Origin of the sequence: Lactobacillus sp. ESL0230, from assembly GCF_003692805.1 — a bacterium.
Taxonomy (GTDB): domain Bacteria; phylum Bacillota; class Bacilli; order Lactobacillales; family Lactobacillaceae; genus Lactobacillus; species Lactobacillus bombicola.
The window spans coordinates 170545-196993 of the sequence record NZ_REHI01000006.1; the positions used below are offsets into that span (position 1 = coordinate 170545).

19 protein-coding genes are annotated in these 26449 nt (G+C 35.5%); 17 read left to right on the forward strand and 2 right to left on the reverse strand.

Translation table 11 applies throughout. The features are described 5' to 3' along the window. The first annotated feature begins 22 nt into the window (after nucleotides 1–22). The 13 genes from prfB (at nucleotide 23) to whiA (ending at nucleotide 15642) form a co-directional block, all read left to right on the forward strand. A protein-coding gene (prfB, locus tag F5ESL0230_RS02680) for a peptide chain release factor 2 (protein WP_199688759.1) occupies nucleotides 23–1139 on the forward strand; the annotation gives its coding sequence in 2 pieces (ribosomal slippage) (nucleotides 23–94 and nucleotides 96–1139; 1116 coding nt in all). A gap of 20 nt (nucleotides 1140–1159) precedes the next feature. Beyond that, entirely contained in the window at nucleotides 1160–1429 is a 270-nt protein-coding gene (locus tag F5ESL0230_RS02685) for a hypothetical protein (RefSeq protein WP_122021472.1), read from the forward strand. A 17-nt stretch (nucleotides 1430–1446) separates the two neighbouring features. Next, nucleotides 1447–2382 carry an HPr(Ser) kinase/phosphatase gene (gene hprK / locus F5ESL0230_RS02690; protein ID WP_122021473.1) on the forward strand — a complete coding sequence of 312 codons (936 nt, stop codon included), beginning with the start codon at nucleotides 1447–1449 and terminating at the stop codon, nucleotides 2380–2382. 29 nt (nucleotides 2383–2411) lie between these two features. Then, nucleotides 2412–3248 carry a prolipoprotein diacylglyceryl transferase gene (gene lgt / locus F5ESL0230_RS02695; RefSeq protein ID WP_122021474.1) on the forward strand — a complete coding sequence of 279 codons (837 nt, stop codon included), beginning with the start codon at nucleotides 2412–2414 and terminating at the stop codon, nucleotides 3246–3248. 37 nt (nucleotides 3249–3285) lie between these two features. Next, nucleotides 3286–4305, forward strand: coding sequence for an NAD(P)H-dependent glycerol-3-phosphate dehydrogenase (locus F5ESL0230_RS02700; RefSeq protein ID WP_122021475.1), 1020 nt, complete (start codon nucleotides 3286–3288; stop codon nucleotides 4303–4305). A gap of 53 nt (nucleotides 4306–4358) precedes the next feature. Continuing rightward, entirely contained in the window at nucleotides 4359–5285 is a 927-nt protein-coding gene (gene trxB, locus F5ESL0230_RS02705; protein ID WP_122021476.1) for a thioredoxin-disulfide reductase, read from the forward strand. Between the two features lie 113 nt (nucleotides 5286–5398). Then, nucleotides 5399–7123 carry a phospho-sugar mutase gene (locus F5ESL0230_RS02710; RefSeq protein ID WP_122021477.1) on the forward strand — a complete coding sequence of 575 codons (1725 nt, stop codon included), beginning with the start codon at nucleotides 5399–5401 and terminating at the stop codon, nucleotides 7121–7123. Nucleotides 7124–7221: 98 nt separating this feature from the next. Next, nucleotides 7222–9261 (forward strand): excinuclease ABC subunit UvrB, encoded by a 2040-nt coding sequence (uvrB, locus tag F5ESL0230_RS02715; RefSeq protein ID WP_122021478.1) that lies wholly within the window; start codon nucleotides 7222–7224, stop codon nucleotides 9259–9261. Further along, nucleotides 9251–12103 carry an excinuclease ABC subunit UvrA gene (gene uvrA / locus F5ESL0230_RS02720; protein ID WP_122021479.1) on the forward strand — a complete coding sequence of 951 codons (2853 nt, stop codon included), beginning with the start codon at nucleotides 9251–9253 and terminating at the stop codon, nucleotides 12101–12103. Before uvrB ends, uvrA begins: the two co-directional genes overlap by 11 nt. A 47-nt stretch (nucleotides 12104–12150) precedes the next feature. Next, a complete protein-coding gene (locus F5ESL0230_RS02725) occupies nucleotides 12151–12693 on the forward strand; it encodes an HdeD family acid-resistance protein (protein WP_122021480.1) in 543 nt (180 codons plus the stop codon). A 95-nt stretch (nucleotides 12694–12788) separates the two neighbouring features. Then, complete coding sequence (rapZ, locus tag F5ESL0230_RS02730; RefSeq protein ID WP_122021481.1) at nucleotides 12789–13667, forward strand: RNase adapter RapZ; 879 nt, start codon at nucleotides 12789–12791, stop codon at nucleotides 13665–13667. Nucleotides 13668–13670: 3 nt separating this feature from the next. Continuing rightward, the gene (gene yvcK, locus F5ESL0230_RS02735) at nucleotides 13671–14699 is read left to right on the forward strand and encodes a gluconeogenesis factor YvcK family protein (protein ID WP_122021482.1); all 1029 of its coding nucleotides are present in this window, start codon (nucleotides 13671–13673) and stop codon (nucleotides 14697–14699) included. 7 nt (nucleotides 14700–14706) lie between these two features. After that, the gene (whiA, locus tag F5ESL0230_RS02740; RefSeq protein WP_122021483.1) at nucleotides 14707–15642 is read left to right on the forward strand and encodes a DNA-binding protein WhiA; all 936 of its coding nucleotides are present in this window, start codon (nucleotides 14707–14709) and stop codon (nucleotides 15640–15642) included. A gap of 45 nt (nucleotides 15643–15687) precedes the next feature. Here whiA and clpP read toward each other — a convergent pair whose 3' ends face one another. Next, complete coding sequence (clpP, locus tag F5ESL0230_RS02745; RefSeq protein ID WP_122021484.1) at nucleotides 15688–16275, reverse strand: ATP-dependent Clp endopeptidase proteolytic subunit ClpP; 588 nt, start codon at nucleotides 16273–16275, stop codon at nucleotides 15688–15690. A gap of 170 nt (nucleotides 16276–16445) precedes the next feature. Here clpP and F5ESL0230_RS02750 point away from each other — a divergent pair, with 170 nt between their 5' ends. From F5ESL0230_RS02750 to F5ESL0230_RS02760, 3 genes are all read left to right on the forward strand, one after another. After that, entirely contained in the window at nucleotides 16446–18182 is a 1737-nt protein-coding gene (locus F5ESL0230_RS02750; RefSeq protein ID WP_233551639.1) for an SH3-like domain-containing protein, read from the forward strand. Nucleotides 18183–18887: 705 nt separating this feature from the next. After that, a complete protein-coding gene (locus tag F5ESL0230_RS02755) occupies nucleotides 18888–20834 on the forward strand; it encodes a BspA family leucine-rich repeat surface protein (protein WP_122021485.1) in 1947 nt (648 codons plus the stop codon). Nucleotides 20835–21048: 214 nt separating this feature from the next. Next, nucleotides 21049–22947 carry a MucBP domain-containing protein gene (locus F5ESL0230_RS02760; protein ID WP_122021486.1) on the forward strand — a complete coding sequence of 633 codons (1899 nt, stop codon included), beginning with the start codon at nucleotides 21049–21051 and terminating at the stop codon, nucleotides 22945–22947. A 323-nt stretch (nucleotides 22948–23270) separates the two neighbouring features. Here the strand turns inward: F5ESL0230_RS02760 and F5ESL0230_RS02765 are convergent, their stop codons facing one another. Then, a complete protein-coding gene (locus F5ESL0230_RS02765) occupies nucleotides 23271–24707 on the reverse strand; it encodes an APC family permease (protein WP_118897981.1) in 1437 nt (478 codons plus the stop codon). A 172-nt stretch (nucleotides 24708–24879) separates the two neighbouring features. Between F5ESL0230_RS02765 and F5ESL0230_RS02770 the strand changes: the two genes are divergently transcribed. After that, complete coding sequence (locus F5ESL0230_RS02770) at nucleotides 24880–26406, forward strand: SH3-like domain-containing protein (protein ID WP_122021487.1); 1527 nt, start codon at nucleotides 24880–24882, stop codon at nucleotides 26404–26406. Nucleotides 26407–26449 lie beyond the last annotated feature (43 nt).

Below are 26449 nucleotides of genomic sequence, written 5' to 3' on the forward strand. Positions count from 1 at the left end.
TTATGATGGAGAAACACTTATGATGGAAATTAGTGAAATTCAAAGTGAGTTGGCTAACTTGCAAAAGCGGTTAAACCACTTTAGGGGGTCTCTTTGACCTTGATGCAATTGCTGAAAGTATTGCGATTAATGAGAGTAAAATGCAAGAGCCCTCATTTTGGGATAAGCAAGAGCGCGCCCAAAAATTAATTGCCGAAACAAACTTATTAAAGGAAAAGCGTGATTCTTTTTTAAGTTTGCAGGAAAATTATCAAAATGAATTGACCGCCATTGAATTATTAAATGAAGAGCCAGATCAAGATTTACAAATAGAAGTTGAAGCTGATTTAGAAAAGCTGCAAAGTGCATTCCATAACTATGAGATGGATTTGCTTTTGGCAGGTAAATATGACAGCCATAATGCCCTGTTAGAAATTCATCCTGGTGCAGGCGGTACAGAGGCAATGGATTGGGGACAGATGCTATTGCGAATGTATCAGCGTTATTGTGAAATGAATGGTTTTAACTTTGAAATTAATAATTATGAAGCAGGTGAAGAAGCTGGTCTTAAGAGTGTTAACGTAAGAATTAGCGGTAAAAATGCTTATGGGTTATTGAAATCAGAAAATGGAGTTCATCGCTTAGTAAGAATTTCACCGTTTGACTCGGCTAAAAGAAGACATACTTCTTTTGCTGCGGTTGAAATTATTCCCGAAATTGATGATAGTATTAAAATTGATATTAATCCCAAAGATTTACGAATTGATGTTTATCGTTCAAGTGGCGCAGGCGGCCAGCATATTAATAAGACATCGAGTGCAGTGCGAATTACTCATTTGCCAACAGGTTTTGTTACCACTTCGCAAGCACAGCGTTCGCAATTACAAAATCGCGAAACTGCAATGAATGAGTTACGCGCAAAGCTTTTTCATTTAGAAGAAGAAAAAAAACGCCAGCATAAACAAGAGCTTAAAGGTGAGCAAATGGAGAATGGCTGGGGTTCGCAAATTAGGTCCTATGTCTTTCATCCTTATAATTTAGTTAAAGATTTGCGCACAGGTTATGAAACTGCTGATACTAGCGGTGTAATGGATGGAAAATTGCAGCCATTTGTTTATGCATATTTACAATGGCAGCTTAGTCAAGAGAATCCGGAATAGGTTAAATAATAGGTGTAAAAATGAGTTTTTTGGGAATTGTCAGTATTTTATTGTTAGTGTTAATTGCCTTATGCATTATTTTTGCTATGTTTCATATTATCTTTATGCTTTTACCGGCAATTATAGTTATTGCTTTAATTATTTGGCTAATCAATTATTTCACTAAAGACAAAGATGATAGCTCTGCTAATCAGAAAAAAACTTGGAGTACGGGTTGGTCTAACGAAAATACCCCCAAACATAAGCGTAAAAAAGTGCGTGACGCCGAAACTAAGGATGTTGATAAGTAAAGTCTAGAGGTATAAGAATGGGAAATGCCATTAAATTAAAAAATCTAATTCGTGATAATCGGATAGTGCACGTTGTTCAGGGAGCGCAATATATTAGTGAGAAAGAAATTGTTGTTTCTGATATATATCGACCAGGCTTAGAATTAACTGGCTATTTTGATTTTTATCCGCAACAAAGAATTCAACTTTTGGGTCGTACAGAAATTTCTTATGCTGCTCGACTAGATCATGAAAGTCTAGTGCGGGTTTTTACCAAACTGTGTACACCAGAAACACCATGTTTTTTTGTTTCACGTTCGTTGCCAGTGCCACATGAATTAAAAGAAGCTGCTGATAAGGCGCAAATCCCGATTCTTTCTTCACCAGAATCAACTACTTATGTAGCTAGTATTTTGACGGAGTATCTACGGGAGCGCCTTGCTGTTCGCGATACAATTCACGGGGTGTTTATTGAGGTCAAGGGATTAGGTATTTTGTTAACCGGTGATTCTGGTGTAGGGAAATCAGAAACGGCTTTAGGACTTATTAGGCGCGGGCACCGGTTAATTGCTGACGATCGTGTTGATGTCTATCAAAAAGATGTTGAAACTGTGATGGGTGAACCACCGCAAATTTTAAGGCATTTGATGGAAATTCGCGGCATCGGTATTATTAATGTAATGGATTTATTTGGCGTAGGAGCTGTCAAAAATCGGGCTAATATTCAATTAGTAATTAAATTAGTTAATTGGGATAATAAGGCTAACTATGACCGTCTTGGCTTTGAAGAGAGTAAACGTGATATTTGTAATGTAGAAGTACCGCAAATTACAATTCCAGTTAAAGTCGGTCGCAATATGGAAGATATTATTGAAGTGGCAGCAATGAATTTTAGAGCTAAAAAAATGGGTTACAACGCAACTTCTGCTTTTGATGATAATTTAACTACTTTAATTGCCCAGAATTCACGATAAAATTAAATAATTAAATAAAGGAAAATAAAATGACTTTAACAATTAATCCAGTTGCGTTTAACTTGGGTGATATTAGTGTTAAATGGTATGGCGTCATTATGGCAACTGCAATTATTTTAGCAGTAGTAATGGCAATTATTGAAGGCCAAAAAAGACATATTATAAGCGATGATTTTGTAGATTTACTTTTATGGGCAGTACCGATTGGCTATCTAGGTGCGAGGATATATTACGTTGCATTTGAATGGGACTATTATGCGCAACATCCAGATCAAATTATTGCAATTTGGAATGGGGGTATTGCTATATATGGTGGATTGATAGCCGGATTAATTGTTTTATTGGTATTTTGTTATAAGAAATTATTGCCACCGTTTTTGATGCTAGATATAATCGTTCCTGGAGTAATGGCAGCCCAAATTTTAGGCCGTTGGGGGAACTTTTTTAATCAAGAAGCCCATGGCGCAGCGACTTCACTCCAGTTTTTGCAGAGTTTACATTTACCACTATTTATCATTAATCAAATGAAAATAGCTGGCACTTATTATCAGCCGACGTTTTTATATGAATCTGTACTAAATCTTATTGGCTTAATTTTAATTTTACTTTTGCGCCATCGCAGACATATTTTCAAGCAGGGGGAAGTTTTTATGCTATATTTGGCTTGGTATGCTGTGGTAAGATTTTTTGTTGAAGGTTTGCGCACAGATAGTTTATATATTGCAAATACAATCAGGGTATCGCAACTGCTAAGTCTAGTTTTGTTTATCGTGGTTTTCTTGTTATTTATCTATCGTCGAGTAGTGGTTAAACCTAAGTGGTACTTAGATGGTAGTGGATTAAAATACCCGTATACAAGGGATTAAATATTGAGATAGTTATTAAAGAAAGTTTGGAAGTTAAATGACAAAAATTGCAGTTTTAGGAGCAGGTTCATGGGGAACGGTTTTAGGATCTTTACTTGCTGATAAAGGTAATGAGGTTATACTTTATGGTAATAATGCTCAAGTTAATCAAGAAATTAACACTGAGCATACTAATACACATTACATGAAGGATTGGCAAGTGAATGAAACGGTTTGGGCAACAGCTAATTTAAAGCAGGCTTTAAATAATGCCGCAATTATCTTATTTGTTTTACCTACACAAGCAATTCGCAGTGTTGCAAAAGAAGTTAAGCTTGTTTTAAACCAAAGTAATCTTCAGCCATTGATAGTTACTGCTACTAAAGGAATTGAACCCGGTTCTAAAAAATTAATTTCAGAAATTTTAACAGAAGAAATATATCCGGAAAATCCAGAGAAAATAGTTGCTATTTCTGGGCCGAGCCATGCTGAAAGTGTAGCGCAAAAAGATCTTACTGCCATTACATGTGCTTCAATCAGTAAGGAAAATGCACAAAGAGTGCAAACTATTTTTACTAATGACTATTTACGCTTGTATACCAATAGTGATTTAATTGGTGTTGAAGTGGCTGGTGCGGTTAAAAATGTGATTGCAATTGCTGCAGGCATTTTAGCTGGTCAAGGTTATGGTGATAATGCAAAAGCAGCACTAATGACGCGAGGATTAGCTGAGATTACGCGTTTAGGTGTAAACTGCTACCAAGCACAGCCAATGACTTTTAGTGGTTTAGCGGGAATTGGTGATTTAATCGTAACTTGTACATCAGTCAATTCTCGTAACTGGCGTTGTGGCAAGCAATTGGGTGAAGGGAAGAGTTTTGCTTATATTGTTGAAAATATGGGTCAGGTGATAGAAGGCGCAACAACTGTTAAGGCAATTCATGAAATATGTCAGGAAAAAGCAATTGACATGCCAATTAGTGAAGCTGTTTATCGTGTTTTATATGAAAAAAGTAGTGTTGCTACTGAAATTACTAAAATGATGGATAGAAAGCCAAAACAGGAAATTAGACTTTAGAGTTATTTAGGAGTAGTATTTACTTACTAAAAGAAAGTGGCTAAGGTGAAAAAATGACTCAAAATTATGATGTAATTATTATAGGGGCTGGGCCAGGTGGCTTAACCGCAGCTTTATATGCCTCGCGAGCTAATTTGTCAGTTTTGCTTCTTGATCGCGGGCTTTATGGCGGTCAAATGAATAACACTGATGCAATTGATAATTATCCTGGATTTAGCGAAATTAAAGGTTCGGAATTAGGCGAAAAAATGTATAATTCCATTATGAAATTTGGTGCAAAATTTGAATATGGTGATGTACAACAGGTTAGTCTTGAAGGTAACTACAAAGTTGTAACAACTGATACCGGTGAATATCGTGCACCTGCTTTAATTATTGCAACTGGGGCAGATCACCGGCACTTGAATATTCCTGGTGAAGATGAATACGCTGGTAAAGGTGTTTCCTACTGTGCTGTTTGTGATGCTGCTTTTTTTAAAAACGAGGATATTGCTGTAATTGGTGGTGGCGATTCGGCTATTGAAGAGGGCATTTACTTAGCTCAAAATGCTAAGTCGGTTACAGTTATCCATCGCCGCGATCAATTACGGGCACAGCCAACTTTACAAAAAAGGGCTTTTGCCAATGAAAAGATGAATTTCATTTGGAATGCAGAAACTGAATCAATAGATGGGGATGGCAATCGCGTTACTAGTGTTACATATAAAGATAAGGAAAAGGGTATTACTAAGAAATTAACTACTCGTGGGGTCTTTATTTATGTTGGTGTGATTCCGCAAACTGCTCCTTTAAAAGACATCGGTATTGTTAACGAGCAGGGCTGGATTCCTACTGACGAACATATGAAAACTAAAGTGGCCGGTATCTTTGCTGTAGGAGATGTCCGGGCAAAAGATTTACGGCAAATTGCTAATGCTGTTGGTGACGGTAGCATTGCTGGACAAGAAGCTTATAATTATTTACAAGCTTTAAATGATTAAAAAACTTAAAAAAGAATTCAGCTTGTGGGTTGAATTCTTTTTTTTAGTTAATAAATGCTAGAATAGGGGTTATGAAAACGAATTTATTATAGAAAAAGAGGTTTAGTGCAGTAATGAGTGCAAAAGAAACTTTTAAAATATGGCAAAAAGCGCAAAATATGCCTGATTATTTGCAAGCACAATTAAATTTACTTGGTCAAAATGAACAGTGGATTGATGATGCCTTTGGTCAAGATATAAATTTTGGTACAGCTGGGATGCGCGGCAAACTTGAACCTGGAACTAATCGGATTAATTTATTTACAATTGGTCGAATCACTGAGGGACTAGCTCGTTTAATTGTTGAAAAAGGTTGTAAAGAAAAAAAAGCGGGGGTAGTGATTTCTTTTGATTCACGCTATCATTCGCGTGAGTTTGCTGAACATGCGGCTAGAATTTTAGGATTTCATGGTATTCAAGTTTATTTATTTGATGATATTCGGCCCACACCAGAATTATCTTACGCTGTTCGTCACTTAAAGGCCTTTGCAGGAATCAATATCACGGCTTCGCATAATGCCAAAGAGTATAATGGCTATAAAGTTTATGGGGCTGATGGCGCGCAGATGGGACCTGCTGACGCAGATCGAGTATTTACTTATGCCCAAAATGTAGAAGATATTTTTCAAGTTGAGGCAGCTAGTGTAGCCGAATTACGCTCTGCCGGCTTACTTAAATTAATTGGTGAAGATATTGACGAGCAATATTTAGCCAGATTACAAACGGTTTGTGTTAATTCGAATATGATTGCCAAAAATGCTAGCAAACTAACAATTATTTATACGCCGTTACACGGAACTGGTAAAATATTATATGACCGTGCGTTTAGGCAAGGGGGATTTACTAATGTAATACCAGTTCCGAGCCAATCGATTATTGACCCCGAATTTCCAACTACTAAGAAACCCAATCCCGAGTACCGGGATGTATTTGATGTAGGAATTAAATTAGCTAATGAAAAAAATGCGGATTTGATTATTGCAACTGATCCAGATGCTGATCGGATGGGGGCTTGTGTCAGAACAAAGACTGGTAGTTTTGAGGTTTTAACCGGTAATCAGATAGCAACATTAATGATTTATTATTTGTTGACTAATTTAAAAGAAAGTCAGCGCCTTTCTAATGATTATGAGTTAATCACTTCAATAGTTTCAAGTAGCATGCCACTTAAAATTGCTCAAGATTTCGGGATAAGAACTAAGTCTGTTTTAACTGGCTTTAAGTTTATTGGTGAAGAAATTGATCGGCTGGCAAGAGAAAAGGATGGCAAATTTTTAATGGGCTTTGAAGAAAGCTATGGTTATTTATTTAAGCCATTTGCTCGTGATAAGGATGCGATGCAAGGGGCATTGATGTTTGCTGAAGTTGCTGCATATTATGCTAGTCGAGGAATGACCGTATTTGACGGCTTAAACGAAATATGGAAAAAATACGGCACTTCTTATGAAATTACTACTGCAATTGAGATGCCTGGAATTGATGGGCAAAGCCAAATGAACAAGTTAATGAGTCAATTGCGTAGTGAGCAACTAACACAAATTAATGGAAGTAAAGTTGTCAAAACGCAAGATTTTTTACAGCAAAAAGAAATAGTTAATAATGAAGTAAAATCACTAAGCGAACTACCACCAGCTAACGTATTAAAGTATTACTTAGCTGATGAAACTTGGCTTGCCCTGCGTCCTTCTGGAACTGAGCCAGTAATTAAAGCCTATGTTGGAGTTAACCAGTCAAGTATTGCAAAAGCTAAGTCTAAAGCTGAACAGTACCAAGTAACTTTAAAACAATTATTACAATAAGCAAATATTGTGCGAAAATATGTTCGAGAGCGTAAAATAATATCTGTCAATTGAGAGTTGGACTGTGAATGTCCAACTTTTTTAGAAGGAGCCTTTCTATGATTAAACGACAAGAAAAACGAAAATTTGAGCTTGTATCTAAGTTTAAGCCTGCGGGCGATCAAGAGCAGGCAATTACTAAACTAACAGCTGGCTTTAACAATGGATATAAAGAGCAGATTCTTGAAGGGGCCACCGGGACAGGTAAAACTTTTACGATGGCTAATATTATTGCTCAACTTAATAAACCAACTTTGGTTATTTCACATAATAAAACGTTAGTTGGCCAACTTTATGGTGAATTCAAGGAATTTTTTCCTAATAATGCAGTTGATTATTTTGTTTCATATTATGATTATTATCAGCCAGAGGCTTATGTGCCTCAATCCGACACATACATTGAAAAGGATTCCGCTATTAACGATGAAATCGATCAGTTACGTCATAAAGCAACTAGTGATTTAATGGAGCGCAATGACGTAATTGTGGTTGCCTCTGTTTCATGTATTTATGGTTTAGGCGATCCTAAGGAATATTCTGCTAGTGTAATTACGGTTCATGAGGGTGATGACTATGGGCGCAATACGCTTTTGCGAAATTTAGTCAATATTCAATATGACCGTAATGATATCGATTTTCAGCGGGGACGTTTTCGTGTCCGTGGGGATGTAGTGGAAATTTTTCCAGCTGGAAATTCTAATCATGCTTATCGAATTGAATTTTTTGGTGATGAAATTGACCGGATTGTGGAGATAGATTCCCTAACTGGTGAAGTAATAGGCGAAAGAGAAAGTATTTCACTTTTTCCTGCCACTCATTTCATGACTAATGAAGAACAATTGCGGCGTGCTATTAAGGCAATTTCGCAAGAAATGAAAGTTCAGGTAAAAGAATTTGAGGGACAAGGTAAACTATTAGAAGCGGAACGGATTAAACAGCGGACAACTTTCGATCTCGAAATGATGGGTGAAGTAGGCTACACTAACGGGATTGAAAATTATTCGCGGCATATGGAAGGGCGAAAAGAAGGTGAACCGCCCTATACACTGTTAGATTTCTTTCCAGATGATTTTTTAATTTTGATTGATGAGTCGCATGCTACAATGCCTGAAATTCGGGCCATGTATAATGGTGACCGTAACCGAAAAAAGACCCTGATTGATTATGGCTTTCGTTTACCCTCAGCCCTTGATAACCGGCCACTAAAAATAGCAGAATTTGAGCAGCATGTTAATCAAATTTTATATGTTTCAGCTACTCCAGGTGATTATGAGTTAGCGCGGACAGATCACAAGGTGGAGCAGATAATTCGGCCGACAGGGTTGCTTGATCCTAAAATTGATGTTCGACCAGTTGCAGGTCAAATTGATGATTTAGTTGGAGAAATCAATCAACGCATTGACCATAACGAACGTGTTTTTGTAACAACCTTAACCAAAAAAATGGCTGAAGATTTAACGGATTATTTAAAAGATATTGGAATTAAAGTGCAATATTTACATTCAGATGTTAAAACACTAGAACGGATGCAAATTTTGCATGATTTACGAGAAGGTAAGTATGATGTTTTAATTGGGATTAATTTGTTGCGTGAGGGAATTGATGTACCAGAAGTTTCCCTAGTGGCTATTCTAGATGCTGACAAAGAAGGCTTTTTGCGGGCTTATCGTCCCTTAGTTCAAACAATGGGGCGAGCTTCACGTAATGCAAATGGTGAAGTTATTTTGTATGCGGATACGATTACTGACTCAATGCGCCAAGCAATTGAGTCAACTAAGCGTAGACGTGACTTACAAATTAAATTTAACGAAGAACATCAACTTAAACCGCAGACAATTATTAAACCAATTAGAGCAGTTATTTCGGCAACTAAAGCAGTTGATGAAGAACAAAATGAAAGCTTTGCTGATTTAAATTTTGACGAATTGAATGCTAAACAAAAGAAAACAATGATTAAAGACTTGCGTCAGCAAATGCAGCAAGCTGCTAAAAAATTGGATTTTGAAGGAGCAGCCACTTTGCGTGATGCAATAATGGAATTGGAGAGTTCTACTAGAAAACCAAGTATCAAAAAAGGAAATAAAATAAATGGCAAATAATCAAATTGTTATTCGTGGTGCACGAGAACATAATTTAAAAAATATTAGCTTAACAATTCCTAAGGATAAATTAGTTGTAATAACTGGTTTATCTGGTTCAGGTAAAAGTTCATTAGCTTTTGATACCCTATATGCTGAGGGACGAAGACGTTATGTTCAATCACTTTCAAGTTATGCAAGACAGTTTTTAGGCCAAATGGATAAGCCTGACGTTGATGCAATTGATGGCTTAAATCCCGCAATTTCGATTGATCAAAAAACCACATCGCATAATCCACGTTCAACTGTTGGTACAGTGACTGAGATTAATGATTATCTGCGATTATTATGGGCACGAGTTGGTCATCCAATTTGTCCCAATGATCAAACCCCAATTGAACGGCAATCAGCCGAACAAATGGTTGACCGTATTTTAGAATTACCTGATCGGAGTCGAATTCAATTGCTAGCCCCGGTTATTCGAGCTAAGCGCGGTGCCCACCAAGAGGTCTTTAAGCGTGTTCAACGTGCAGGTTATGTCCGTGTAATTGTTGATGGTGAGATGCATGAAATCGGTGATGATTTTACGCTTGATAAAAATAAAAGGCATACTATTGATATTGTAGTTGACCGCTTAGTTATTAAAGATGGTATTCGCTCGCGTTTATTTGACTCAGTAGAGGCAGCGTTGCGCTTGTCTGATGGATATATGAATGTGGACGTGATTAATAGTGAGATGCTCAACTTTTCAGAATACTACGCTTGTCCGAAATGTGGCTTTACAGTTGGCGAAATGGAACCACGACTTTTTTCGTTTAATGCTCCTTTTGGTGCTTGTCCAGATTGTGACGGTTTAGGCATAAAATTAGCGGTAGATGAAGAATTAGTTATTCCGGATCAAAGTAAAACCTTGGCAGCAGGGGCAATTGCACCATGGAAAAATTCTAAATACTACAGTGAAATGCTAACTCAAGCTTGCGCTGCCTTAAAGATACCGCTAGATAAGCCCTTTGGAAAATTAACCAAAAGACAAAAAGAAATAATTTTGCATGGTTCAACTAAAAAAATAAAATTTCATGTGACTGGTGATTTTGGTGTTAATGATACAACTGCTCCTTTTGAGGGCGTAATGGAGAATGTGGAAAAGCGTTATTTGCATCCTATGTCTAAATTTATGCGTGATGTGATGGCCAAGTATATGGCAGAATTAACTTGCTCAACCTGTCATGGCAAGCGGTTAAATCGCAAAGCTTTAGCTGTTAAAATAATGGGTAAAGATATTGCGGAAACATCAAATTTAGCGATTAGTAAAGCCATAGAATTTTTTAATCATATTCAGCTTAGTGAGCAAGAAGAAGTTATTGCTAAGCCAATTTTAAAAGAAGTGCGTGATCGCTTAACTTTCCTAGATAGCGTGGGCCTTGATTATCTGACTTTATCACGAACTGCTAATACTTTATCTGGTGGTGAAGCGCAACGTATAAGATTAGCTACCCAAATTGGGTCTAATTTATCAGGTGTAATGTATGTCTTAGATGAACCCTCGATTGGTCTGCATCAACGTGATAATGATCGCTTGATTGCTGCCCTAAAAAGAATGCGTGATTTGGGGAACTCCCTAATTGTGGTTGAACATGATGATGAAACTATGCGCCAGGCAGACTACTTAATTGATATGGGACCAGGTGCTGGTAGTTTTGGTGGTAAAATTATGGCTGCTGGCACACCAAAAGAAGTTGAAAAAAATACCAAATCACTAACCGGCCAATATCTAGCTGGTAAAAAATTTGTACCGGTTCCTTTAACAAGACGTAAGGGAAATGGCAAAAAGATAACTATAACCGGAGCAGAGGAAAACAATCTTAAAAATATAAAGGTAGACTTCCCACTAGGTAAATTAATAGTAGTAACTGGGGTTTCCGGTTCAGGAAAGTCAACTTTGATTAATATGATTTTGAAAAGGGTATTAGCGCAAAAGTTAAATCGCAATCAAACTAAACCTGGTAAATATCAGAGCATTAGCGGGTATAAGAATATTGAGAAAGTTATTGATATTGATCAAAGTCCAATTGGGCGAACTCCAAGAAGTAACCCGGCAACTTATACTAGCGTTTTTGATGATATTCGCTCGCTTTTTGCGCAGACTAATGAAGCCAAGTTACGAGGCTACACTAAAGCAAGATTTTCATTTAATGTCAAAGGTGGACGTTGTGAAGCGTGTCATGGGGATGGAATTATTAAGATTGAAATGAACTTTTTACCGGACGTTTATGTACCGTGTGAAATTTGTCATGGCAATCGTTATAATTCAGAAACAATTGAGGTAACTTACCGTAATAAAAACATTGCACAGGTGTTAGACATGACAATTGTTGATGCGTGTGACTTTTTTAAAAACATTCCGAAGATTGCGCGCAAGCTACAAACAATTGTTGATGTGGGCTTGGGTTATGTTAAATTAGGTCAGTCTGCTACTACATTATCTGGTGGTGAAGCTCAACGGATGAAGTTAGCGGCTGAACTACAAAAACTTTCAACTGGTAAAAACTTTTATATCTTAGATGAGCCAACCACTGGGTTACATACGGATGATATTAAGCGTTTACTTGAGGTGCTCCAAAGGTTAGTAGATCAAGGAAATACTGTTTTAATTATTGAACATAATTTAGATGTTATTAAAAGTGCAGATTGGTTGATTGATTTAGGACCTGAAGGAGGAGAAAGAGGTGGCACAATTATTGCAACTGGAACTCCAGAAAAACTTGTTCAAGTTAAAGAAAGCTATACCGGACAATACCTTAAACCAGTGCTGGAGCGTGACAAAATTTTAACAGAAAGCGCTAACAAAAAAGCAAACAAATAGTAATTATTTTTAATACAGTGTAGAATACTCTTCAAGGGGGAAAAGAGATGGATAATTTTTCTACTTATAGGGAAAAGCATGGCTTTAACTGGGCTGCTTTAATAGCTGGTGTACTAATGGTTGTTGCTGGGCTATTCTTGATACTTCATCCTGGCCGAGCTTTACATGCCTTTGTATTACTTTTTGCTATCTTGTCGATTGTTCAAGGTTTTGTTTGGTTAGCAGTTTATAGTCATTTACGTTATTTTATTTCCTTTAGTTGGCTAGCAATTGTTTCTGGAGTTATTGATATTATAATTGGTATTTTATTTCTCTATTCGTATGATGCCGCAGGACTGACTATTGCTTATTTATTTGCTTTTTGGTTTTTATTTGATTCCGTATCAGGTATTAGCTTTAGCTGGCATCTAAAAAGTACATTAGGTCCTTACTTTTGGATTAATATGATTTTGAGTGTTTTAAGCTTATTTATCGCCATTGGGATGATGTTTAACCCAGCATTATCGGCATTAACTCTAATTTGGCTAGTTTCATTCTGGTTATTAATTTTTGGAGTAAGTGAGATTGTAGCAGCATTTGGAAATCGTTAATTGTTATAGATGAAAAGTTCGTTTGAGAACTTTTTTTTTATAAAAAAATATGAAAACTGTGTGTGCTATAATTTAGATGATAGGAGACTTATGAAATGGCTGATGAAAAAAAGCAGTTACTGATTGTAACGGGAATGAGTGGTGCCGGTAAAACTGTAGCATCACATGCCTTAGAAGATATGGGGTATTTTGTTGTTGATAATTTACCACCGACGCTTTTACCCAGCTTTTGGGAACTGATTGTTAATTCAGATGATTTTACTAAAGTGGCAGTCGTTGTAGATTTACGCGTTAAAAATTTTTATAAAGATTTGCTCAATGAAGTAAATTCATTAGAAGATAATGGTAGTGTTCGTTCAATCATTGTTTTTTTGGAAGCGGCTGATGACACTTTAGTTGCCCGCTACAAGGAGACTAGGAGAATTCCACCATTAGGTAAAAGCGGACGTTTGCTTGATGGTATTTTAGAAGAACGTCAGATACTAACAGGTATTAAGAACCGTGCTAATTATATAATTGATACTTCAGATTTGTCTCCACAACAACTAAAGCAAAAATTGCTTAATGAGTTTAGTGATCAAGCAAAACAGCCATTTTCAGTTGAAGTAATGTCATTTGGCTTTAAATATGGTCTCCCCATCGATGCAGATATTGTAATGGATGTTCGTTTTTTGCCGAATCCTTTTTATTTGCCTGAACTTAGACCATTTACGGGTCTTGATAGACGAGTTTTTGATTATGTAATGAATAAAGAAGAAACGCAAGTTTTTTATCATAAACTGCTTAACCTAATTGAGTGTACCTTACCAAGTTACATTAAGGAAGGTAAGGCTAAGCTGACAATTGCTATTGGCTGTACTGGTGGTCAACACCGTAGTGTTGCAATTGCTAAGCAACTGGCTCATGATTTAGCCAATAATTATACAGTTGATCTTACCCATCGTGAAATTAGTCGTTATATTAGAAAAAGGTAAAGTATGAAGTATGAAGATGCAAAAGTAGTTCGGATAACTAAAAGTAGACGACCACAAGTTGTGGTGATTGGTGGTGGCACCGGCCTACCCGTGGTTTTAAATGCTTTAAAAGATCAAAATGCCGAAATTACCGCTATTGTTACCGTATCTGATGATGGCGGTTCATCAGGCTCAATTCGTAATTTTATTAATGTTGTTCCACCAGGTGATATTCGGAATGTTTTAGTTTCTTTGAGTGAAATATCGCAAGAAGAAAAGGATATTTTTCAATATCGCTTTGATTCATCTGATTCTTTCTTTTCTGGTCATGCAATTGGTAATTTAATTATTGCCGCTTTAAACGAAATGCATGGTAATATTTTTGATGCCGTTCAATCCCTTTCCAGAATGATGCGGGTTGATGGTCATGTTTTTCCAGCTTCTAATGAACCGTTAACTTTAAATGCAGAATTTATTGATGGCACAATTCAAGCTGGTGAAAAAGAAATTACTAATCAAGATAAGAGAATTAAACGAGTGTGGGTAACTAATACTAATTTGGCGGCCGAACCTGAGGCAGTGCCACCTGTACTGGATGCTATTATGCAGGCTGATGCAGTAGTATTAGGACCGGGTAGTTTATTCACTTCGATTTTACCTAATTTAATGATCCCTAACTTGGGCGAAGCAGTGCGTCAAACTGAAGCTGAAGTTATTTATATATGCAATATTATGACTCAGCTAGGTGAAACAGACCATTTTTCTGATTGCGAGCATGTTTCAGTAATTAATAAGCACTTAGGAGGGCATTATATTAACACTACCTTGGTTAATGGGGCCAAAATTGATATGTCTAAATTTAATCCTAAAGATTATGATGCGTATATTGAACCAGTTAAAAACGATTTTGCTGGTTTACGTGCGCAAGGTAGCCGCGTAATTACTGATGATTTTATTGATCAACGTAGTGGGTTAGTTTTTCATGATGGACAAAAAGTAGCTAAGGAGATTATTAATTTGGCTTTTGCTGCAATGTCTCGTAGAAAGGAATAGTTAAATAATGGCAAGCTATGCAAGCAAGGTGAAAAAAGAATTAACTTCATTAACAATTCATCCAGAACATGCTAAGGCGGAGCTGGCTGCTTTTTTACGTATGAATGGTGTTTTGAATTTTCATGATCACCGGTATAGTCTTGATATTACTACTGAAAATCCAGCAATTGCCCGCCGAATTTTTTCCTTGATAAAAACGGCTTATAAAGTAGAACCACTTTTGATTGTTTCACGTAAAATGAAATTGAAAAAAAATAATCAATACTTAGTTCGTTTGCAAAATCATGTTCATGAAATTCTAACTAATCTAGAAATCTTAGCTGCTGATTTAGGGATAATTACGCGAGTTCCTCCCCGAATTACCTCTTCCCGTGAAGGTGCTATGTCTTATTTACGGGGGGCTTTTTTGGCTAGTGGTAGTGTGAATAATCCTGAAACTAGTAGATATCATTTAGAAATTTATTCAGCTTATGAGGATCATAATAATGACTTGTTGGAATTAATGAATCACTATTTTCATCTTAATGCTAAGACGACTAAACGGCGGCGTGGTTTTATTGTTTACTTAAAAGAAGCAGAGAAAATTGGCGATTTTTTGCATATCGTTGGGGCTTTTAACGCAATGTTATCGTTTGAAGATTTACGTATTATGCGGGATATGCGTAATTCAGTTAATCGGTTAGTTAATTGTGATACGGCTAACTTAAAAAAGACAGCTACTGCGGCGGCTAAGCAAGTCGAAGACATTGAATTAATTGAACGTAAAATTGGTTTAGAAAATATTCCAGAAAAATTACAGACGATTGCCCGGCTTAGGTTAGCTAATCCGGAATTGTCTTTAAAGGAGCTAGCCCAGCAAATACCAGATGGTCCAATTTCTAAATCAGGTGCCAATCACCGCTTAAAAAAATTGCATGATTTGGCGCAAAGTCTGCAAGATTAGTAAAATAAAAAAAGCTCCCAGTAAAAGGGGGCTTTTTTTATTTTACTAATCTTGTTTTTGATTAACCATAATTTCATCAATTAGGCCGTAATCTTTAGCTTCTTCAGCTGTTAGATAATTATCACGTTCAGTATCTTTTTGAATTTTCTCAAGTGGTTGCCCGGTAGTTTCATGCAAAATCTTGTTAATCTTCTCACGACTCTTCAGAATTTCATTAGCTGCAATTTGAATATCAGTTTGCTGTCCTTGAGCTCCACCTAAAGGTTGATGAATCAAGACTGTTGAATTTGGCAAAGCAAACCGCTTTCCCTTAGCTCCACTGGTTAAAAGGATGGAGGCCATTGAAGCAGCCATACCAATTGCAATAGTGGAAACATCAGATTTAATGAAATTCATGGTGTCCATAATTGCCAATCCGGAGGTGATTACACCACCAGGAGAATTAATATAAAGAGAAATGTCTTTAGTATTGTCTTGGGCGTCAAGAAACAATAATTGTGCGATTATTGTATTAGCCATGTCGTCATTAATTTCACCGCTAAGCATAATAATGCGGTCCTTTAATAAGCGTGAATAGATGTCATAAGCACGTTCACCACGTGCAGTTTGTTCGATAACTGTAGGTACTAGCATCTTTTCTACCTCCTAGTTTAAATTAAAAATATTAGCACTCTAAATAGTACAGTGCTAATTAAATCACTTACATTAAGTGCTGTCAATGAAAGTGTATCAAATTTGTATTCTCTGTAATGTTATTTTTATATTATAATATAAAGTGAATTTAAAATTTTGGAGGAACTATTTTGAAGCTTTTTAAAAAATTAGCTGCGATTACACTATTATTGTCAAATTTTGCTGTTTCAAGTCAATTAGCAACTGTTTCAGTTCTAGCGGCAGATGCAAGTGATTCGCAAGCACAAAGGCAAGATCAAGAGCAAGATGATGCTAGTAAGTCAGTTGATGATACTAAATCTGATAGTGATGATTCAAACAGTCGAGACAGGGATAAGACTGATAGCTCTGACAAGGATAAGACTGATGATAATCAGTCAGCAGTCCAAAGAAAAACTAAACCTAAGCAAACTATTACAGGTTTTTCAATGATGACTAAAGTTGCCGGTACTAAGAATTATGCGGTATGGCAAGATGTAGTTGATGGTAAAGTTAGCAAAAAAATCGCTGATGGAATTAACTATCGTTATAGCCATATTCAATCAGATCAATTAATTGAAACTAAGAAAAATCGCTACTGGCGTATATATGTAAACGGTCGTGAAGTAGGCTATGTTAATGAAAAATTCTTTGCCCGTAATCAAATTGCCGTACCCAAGACTGTAAGTCTGGTACGTAATGAGTATTATAGCTTTTTCCCTAAAGATGCAATCTCATACGTAACTAACGGCATGGGTACAGTAATCGATAATGAACAAGTTCAGGTTTCAAGAGATAGTATTGATTGCGCTACTCCTAAAACTTATAAAGTTAAATATACTTACGGTGATACTTCTGCGACCGTAAAAGTTACCGTCAGAAAGAGTACTACAGAAGGTATTGCTGACGCTGAAGTAGTCAATTCTTTTCCGGCCCAGGAAGGGACTAATGACTATAAAACTTGGAAAACACATTATGGTTCTTCTGTTAACTACATCAGCCCTAATGAATATAGCCCCGAAAATGATTCGCGCGAATTAACTAGTGGCGACTTAACACTTAGAACGCGCTTTTATCAACCTGTTTTGTTAAGTGTTAAAGATCCAAGTGATGATAATATTAACCGTGTAGGGCATATTCCAGAAGGATTAACTGTTTCACAAGGTTGGGCTTATACTAGTCTTTTAAGTCATACAAACTTAAATAATGGCCATATTGTTGGTTATGACTTAAATAATTTAAAGAGTCCTTATAATGCGCAACACTTACTTGATATGTCCCAAAAAGCTTTTAACAATTATGTCAAACATATTAAGGTTAGTCCATATATTCCAATTGGGCATGGTCAAGCCATGGGGGCTAGTGATAAATATATTTATGTTTTAAATAATATAAATACGATTCGTGATGGACGACCTGATTCAGAAGAATTAATTCAAATACGTAAAAGTGACTTACAAATCAATAAAATTTGGACAATTAAAACCTGGGTTGGTGATCAAACTAATCCGCGTTATTTCCAAAATGGAGTAATGATGTCTGATTATGAGATGTACACCGTTTACCGTGATACTAAAAATAATTGCTATGAATTTTGGCAATTAACACGCAGTGGTGATAATTGGTATCCTAAATTAGTGGGTAAGACTAGTGGTAGTTTTGTTAATAACAATGCCCCCTGCCAAGGCATTACTTATGATCCTAAACACAAAAATTTCTATTTAGCTTTTAATGATTTAATTTTTAAACTCGGTCGTGATGGTACTTTAAAGCAAACTTACTCATTCGATACTGGACGCGAAATTGAGGGAATGTCAGTTAGTGGGAATAAATTATATGTTAATCTGGCTCAACGAGCAGAATTATTAGAAAGTATGGCTATTAAGTAAGTAGTCGAAACAAAAAAAAGAGCTAAAAAGCTCTTTTTTTGTTTCTAAAATTTAAGCTTGCTAAAAATAAAAAATTATTAAAAGGTTAATCTATTTAATAATAAATGTTATTAAAACTTAAAAAAATCCAATAATTGACATAAATAATTAATTATTATATCAATTTATATTCTGAAAGCGTATACTGGAATCTTTGGTATATAAGCAAATTTAAGCGCTTGATTATTATTTAAAAATAACATTTGATATGTATATTTGTACCCTTTTATATTGCTAATTAAATTTGATTTTATATAAACTTCAACTACTTGGCTGATAGAGCTAACATAAACATAGTAATTTTATATTCAGTTTTTGATGTATAGATATAATTGCACAGTTGTCTGTATATTCATTAACTATTTATAACAAATTATCACCAATGAAAAGTGTTTGCTGTGAGCAACTGCTTTAACAGTAAAGTAAGCGCTAAGCATTAATTTGGTTACTTCTTTGTATGATAATTGGCTCTAATAATAGTGGCAGTTGAAAGGGATAGATTTTTAATTATACATGTGTATAAGATGACTAATCTAACATAAATAGTCACATTGGTAATGGTAAATTACACACGCAATGAAGATAACAGAATTTTTACAATTTAATTAATGCTTGCTACTTAAGTTACTGTTAATAACTTGCTTAGGTTTGTGAGGTTTAGAAATAATGAGTAAAAATAGTTTTTATAAAAAAATGATAATTTCTGTAGCTAGTGCTGCACTATTATCCGTTGGCGTTACTGAAAGCACTACTGCTACTAATAATGTTAGCGCTACTACAGTAAAATCAGCTAAGAAAGTTGTTGCAAAAACCAAGGTTGTTGGTGCAACTTCTGCTGTTTACAAAAAAGCTGGTAAAAAAGTAGTTAAGACTAAGCAGACTATTAGTGCTGGTAAGAAAGTTAAGACTTATGGTAAAAAGACCATTGCTGGTGTGGCATATTACAGTATTGGTAAAGACCAATATGTTAAGGCTGCTAACCTTGATGGTAAAACCCGTCAGCTTGCTAAGAGTGTAGCTTTGTATGCTAGAAGCGGTAAAGTAATTAAAAATAGCAAGTTACGTAAAGGGCAAAGCGTTAAAGTTTATGGTACTGCTGTAACTATTAAGGGTAAAAAGTATTACTCAACTGGTAAGGGTTATGTTGCGGTAAAGGCTTTGGCTAAGAAAGTTGCCGAAGAAGTTCCAAACAACAAGACGAACACGCCAGCAACAGATACTAATAAACCAGCTGATAACAATAAACCAGCTGAAAATACTAATAACCCAAGCTCTAACAACACAAATACAAATAATTCTAGTTCAAATAATTCTGGTTCAAGTTCTAATGAAGCTTCGCTGAAAGCTTTAAAGGACGCTGCTAGTGCCGCAATTGATGATGCCGCCGCAGCAGCTAATGCGCAAATTGATAATAGTACTTTGCCAACTGTAGACAAAGATAAGGCAAAAGCCCACATTGCTAAAGCTGTAACATCTGCTAAAAAAATAATTAATGATGAACAAACTAAATCAGCTGATATTGTGAAAATCACTAATTCATGGATTAGCACTATTAAACAATTTGTACCAACTGACACTTTAAAAGATGCTAAACTGTTAGCAGCTAAAGCAATTGATGAGGCTGCTAAAGCTGCTAAAACTAATATTAGTAATAGTATCTTATCAAGTGAAGACAAAGCCAAAATGCAAGCTCATGTTGATAATATTGCAACAGATGCTAAAAAGGCAATTAATGATGCTACTAGCCTAGAAATGATTGCAAAAACGCAAAGCGATTGGACTAATAACATTAATACCGCTGCTCCTAAAAACATAAAATGGCAAGATTCAGATTTAACTTTAATCAATGGTGTTTTGAAAATAAAAGGTAGTGCTACACCTATTAAAGATCCTGCGACAATTTTATCTGCTTTGAACACAGCAAATATTGATCCAGATGAAGTTACCAGCATTTCAATTGAAGGAAATTTGAAGTTATCTGGTAAAGTTGATGAATTATTTAGTAGTTTACATAAATTACAAAAAATTGATGGTTTATCATTATTAGATATCAGTGAAGCTACTAGTATACAATCAATGTTTTATGGTTGTAAGGATTTAAAAGAATTAGATCTAAGTAGCTTTAATACTAACAAAGTTACTGATATGCACAGTATGTTTAAGAAATGTTTCAATTTAAGTAAGATAACATTTGGAAAAGATTTCAGTACAAAATTAGTTACTGATATGCATGGAATGTTTGGCGACTGCAGTGTATTGACAGGATTAGACCTAAATGGTTTTGATACCTCTAATGTCACAGATATGCGAGAAATGTTTGCAGGTGATAAGCAGTTAACTAAGTTAGATTTGAGTAAGTTTAATACTGATAAAGTTACTGATATGTATGATATGTTTTATTGTTGCTATGGTTTGACAGATTTAGATTTAAGTAATTTTAATATAGGTTCTACTACTAATACAGAAGGTATGTTTAAAGGCGATACTGCTCTAGTTAATATCAAGATTTCAAGTAAACTACTAGATGCATTGCATACTATAGTGAAAGATAACGGTTTAGATATAAACAAATTACATTTAGATGTATTACCGATTGTATCAACTAATAAGTAATAAAATAATATATGTTAATTGATATTATTAAAAAGCGACAAGCTATTAAGGCTTATCGCTTTTTTTGTTACAAAGTTTACTAAATTAAAAATAATATATTTGTACATATTTTGTATACATACTTGCATATTTAATAGATGTTATGTATACTTTGTTAAATAATTATCCCAACTATAGTGCCTTGAGTTATATTATTTAAAAAGAGATATTTCATATGTACGTAAACAAAAAATTATTTAAAGCAAAGTTATTATTTATTAGTATATACGTATTTGTCTTGTTCATGATTGGCTTTGATGTCATTAAAGCAGATACCCAGAATATTAGTGCAACTGACCAAGTAGCAGCTACATCTTATCAGATCCAATCCAGTGCAGATAATGGTAATAATGAAGAAATTAATTATTTTGAATCAAACCAAGATCAAGGCACAAGTGATGTATCTAGACAAGAGTCTAGTCAAATTGCTACAGAATTGCAAACTGATCCGCCTACTCCTAGGCTAGCCCTAGCACCGATTCAATGGGGAAATTCACAGTTAGCTTTTGATCAAACTACGGGTGTAGTGACAATTAACGGGGGACTAGTTAATAATCCATTACCAATTTCTCGAGTACTCCAACAAGAGCGAAATAATATCAAAAGTATAAAAATTACGGCTCCTTTAACAATCACTGGATCGGCAAGTTATCTGTTTGCCGCATTGCCGAATTTGACTACAATTGAAGGGCTAAATCTGGTAGATACTACGGCAATTACTGATATGTCAGATATGTTTAATAACTGCCGTAATTTGACAAGCTTAAAGATCCAATCCTTTAATACGGCCCAGGTTACTAATATGGGTGGTATGTTTAATGGGTGTGAAAGTCTTGCTAAATTAGATTTGGCATCCTTTAATACAGCCCAAGTTAAGAATATGAGATGGATGTTTCATAATTGCTATAGTTTGAAGCAGCTCGACTTAAGCCATTTTGACACTTCAAATACTGAAACAATGGAAATTATGTTTAATTCTTGTAAAAGTTTAACTAAGCTGGATTTGAGCAACTTCAATACTGCTAAAGTAACTAGTATGATGGCCATGTTTGATAATTGTGCCAGTTTAGTAGAATTAAATATTCGAAATTTCAATACTAAACAAGTTACGGACAAATCTTGGATGTTGGGGCTACCTAAGTTAAAGATTATTCATCTGGGTACGGAAATTACTGATTTGCAGAGAACCTATTTTTCAACTACTGGTGGTAAATGGGCTAATGTTGGTCGCGGTACGATTAATTCCCCAGAGAGTAGTAAAGTTTTTGCGGCAGCAGATTTAGAGCAAAACTATCACGGTGAAAAAGATGCGGATACCTATGTTCGTCTTGATTCAGATGTAGTTATCAGAGTCAAATACGTTGATGAAAATAATCAAGCGCTAGCGCCGGATGATATTTTAACTGGGAAACTTGGTGAAAATTATGTAACCACACCTAAGAACATTGCACAGTATTATCTTAAATACCAGCCTAGCAATGCTCAGGGAAAATTTGGCATATTTGAACAAGAAGTCATCTATGTTTATTCTCTGCTAAAGGATAGTGGCACTAGTCGGCCCCCACTTAAAGGCGCTGATATAATAATTCATTATCAGGATGCACAGGGTAATACAATAGCCTCAGATGAGATTCTTCACGGTAATGTTGGCGACGGCTATATTTCAATGAGCAAGGAAATAGCTGGTTATCAATTAAAAACTCGGCCAGATAATGCGACTGGATTTTTTACTGACCAGCCTCAAGTAGTTATTTATGTGTATACCAAATCTACTACTAGTGATAGCCCTCAATCTGGTGCTTCTATTATAGAGAAACCTAAGAATACTGATCCTGACTTGGGTCATTATGAGATAGCTTGCCCAGTTAATAAAGCAAAAAAGCAATTGGCGATTAAGGTTAATCACTTAGCTCGACCTACTAACTCAAGGCATCTTCATCCTGCTGCACCTAACAATTCTTTACCACAGACTGGCACCAATCAGAAACTGGCGAATCTATATTTTTTATTAGGAGGCATTTTATTATTAGCAAGTTTTGGCGGAGTAGTCTGGCACCTTGCTAAACAATTTTAAATAATGAAGCAATATTTTCTAAACCCGCAAACAGCGAATCAGCTATTTGCGGGTTTATTGTTGGTATTAATTATTGGCGCCACTTTTTATGAGAGCGTAACAACATCAGTTTGAAGTTGAGGTGCTGAATGATAGTAATTAGCTGTAATTTTAAAGAAGTTGTTCATGTGCGAAATTATCAGTAAATTGTGAGTTTAATTATTGGGGAAATTATATTAAAGTTTTACTTTCAAATGGAATTTTAGTACAAACTAAAAGAACTCGCTCCGACTATAGGTCAGAATGAGTTCTTAAAGTAAATCAATTTAAAATGCCCTTTGGGCTTAAGCTTTATTTTCTTGATGATTGCGAATAGCCGGCAAAATTAACCCGAGTAAGAACAAGACAATCGGTGTTGCAATGTTTAGCGTTAAAGTTACTGGATCGGTTGAGTAAACTCCCAAAAGACAGCAAGCAAAATTAATAAAGAAAGCCCAGAAACCAGCAGAATATGCTAGCCATTGATGTTTAGTCATCTGGTAATTACCAGGGGTATGGAATTTTTTGATTTGCTTACGTAAAGCAATGTAAGCCACAAATACCCATAAATAACGCATTGGCATCACAATTGAGTTAAGCTTAATTAATTGAGCCATAACTGCTTGCGCATCAGGTAGTAGAGCTTGGAAGACAATTAAACCACCGGATAGAATGACGATCATCCAGATACCATTAATATATGCGCCATGCTTGTTAACTTTGAGTAATTTTTTAGGTATGTAGTCCTTCGCTTCTTTACTACCTAAAAGCATTCTCAATGGGGCATCAATACTCAATACTAACGTAGAGAATTGACCAATCACATTACACCATGAATAGATATACATGAATAAGCCGCCAACCCCATAATATTCACCTAACTTGTTGAAGGCCATGTAAGGTCCATTAGAAATGTACTCGTTAAGGTTATTATTAACAACTTTTGGATCAAACATCATTGCTAAAGCAATTGTTCCCAGAATGGCACAGACCATAACCATTATGGCTAAACCAATCATTGCTTTAGGGAAATTCTTTGAAGGGTCTTTCAGTTTATTAACGTAAGGTGATATTTTTTCACAACCCCCTACGGCAAAAACTAAAATAGATAAGGAAGTAAAGTATTTAACGTTAAAGTCAGGGATAAGATTCTTCACATTCCAACTTATGTTCATAAAACCTGCGTGAGGATTAATTGCTGGTGCGGCAAACATCATCAAAATAAATAAAATAGACATTATAAACATTGATGATCCAGCGATTGTTGACAAAGTCTTAATAACTGGGACACCGCGACTAGCTACCCAGCAGAAGAATAAGAAGACAACTAAAGTAGCTAATTGGGTCCAAGCAGTAGGTAAACTATCATACCAATTAGTATTACCGAAAATGCCCCAAGCCATACTCCTTAATCCACCGGTACCCTTACTTGAAATGTAAACAACATGGACTGCCCAAAAAGTCCACCCGGCGTAATAAGCCCATTTTGGTCCCATGGTAGCGTTAATCCAAGAAGAAACGCCACCTTCGGAATCTTTAAAAACAGATCCTAATTCGCCGACCATTAATGAATATGGAACGAAAAATAGTAGGAAAATTAAAATCCAACTAAAAATAACTTTTGTTCCATCAAAGTAGATGAAACCATTAACTACGTTACCAAATCCCCACACGGTCGAAAAGGCCATGATTGCTAGGGTGGTCCACATCATTTTTTTTGAATTTTTTTCTGATTCAATCATAAAATTAATGCTCCTAATGAAAACTATAATAACTAGTTTATTTTAAACTAGACAAAGAAAAAAATCTATCATTTTATAGCTTAAATAAATAATTAGATAACATAATACATCTATTGCTTATAATTAATAATTATGCAAAAATACATATATAGTTTTAGAAGGTGGGTATATAATGAAGAAAAGAATTAAAAACTTAGCGTTTCTTACAAGTTTAATTTTAGTTATTGCTTTATTTATTGGAAGTAATAATTCAGCTGTAAGTGCTAAGACTTATCATAAAGCTGTTACTAAAATTGCTGGTAATGTAAATTATCCGATTTACCATCATGTTTCAAAGAAGGGACCTGCCGGTAAATTTTCTTCTACTAAATATTTTAAATTTGCTCAAATTCAGTCCAAACAGTCAATTTCTACTAAAAAAGGAGAGTATTGGAAAATTATTGTAGATGGGCGGCCGGTAGGATGGGTAAAACAAGATTTTTTTGCTTGCAATCAAATATCGGTTGCCAAAAATGTTAGTTTAGTCCAAAATAGTGCCTTTGCTTTTGATCCTAAAGATGCGATTAATTATGTTACAGATGCTCAAGGAACAGCCATTGATCTTAACCAAGTAAAAATCTCTCATTCTAGTATAAATTCTGCTTCACCAGGTAAGACGACAGTTGAATACACTTATGGTTCGGCTAAGGCCAGCGTTGACGTTGTAGTTCGCTCTGATAAGAATGAAGGGATTGCTCGGGCTGGTTTACGTCCAATGAACGGACCTAAAGAAGTTTCGACTTGGAAAGGTAGCTCTCCATCTTCTTCTCGTAATTGGAATGCTGCCCATAATTTTAGGTTAGAGACTAGAGCCAACGCCTTTAGAAGTAATGGTTTAACCTTGAAAACAATACTATTTCAACCACGATTTGTCAGCCTTGACTATAATAAGGCCGCAGATAAGATGGGACAAGTTGGGGTAATTCCAGAAGGAATAACGGTTAAGGACGCTAATTTTACGGTTGCAGTTTTTAATTCTAGCAGTGCTGCTTATGGACACCTTGTTTCATATAATTTAAATCAGATAAATAAATTTAAGGCACAAAATTTACCGCAACTTAAGTGGTCAACTTTTAAGCACTATGCCGCTAATATTAAAGTCAGTCCATATATTAAGTTGGGGCATGGCCAAGCGATTGGTTCATCAGAGAATTATATTTATGTAATTGCCAACGATAACAAGTCCAGAAATTCAAATAATTCGGAAGAAATATTGCAAATTCGCAAGTCTGACATGAAGATTAATCAAATTTGGAGTTTTCGTATTTGGAGTGGTACCTCACCTCGTTATATTCATAATGCGACATTTGCGGATGACAACACGATGTATTGTCTCTTTCATAATGGTGCTAATAATTACTATGAATATTGGAAAGTAACTCGTTCAGGTGATACTTGGACTCCTATTCAAGTTGGTGCTACTAAAGGTAATTTTATTAGCAATGGCTCGCCCGTCCAAGGCTTTACCTATGATAAAAAGCACCGTCAATTCTTTATTGGCTTTAATGATTACATTTTTAAAGTTGCAGAAAATGGTACTTATCAAGCAACCCATCATTTACATGTTAAACGTGAAATTGAAGGCTTGTCGGCCGATAAGGGTAAGTTATATGTTGAGTTTGCCCAACGAGGTGAATTAACAGCAGGAAAAATTAATTAAGTTTAAAAACAGGCTCATTGGTGTGAGCCTGTTTTTTTCAAAA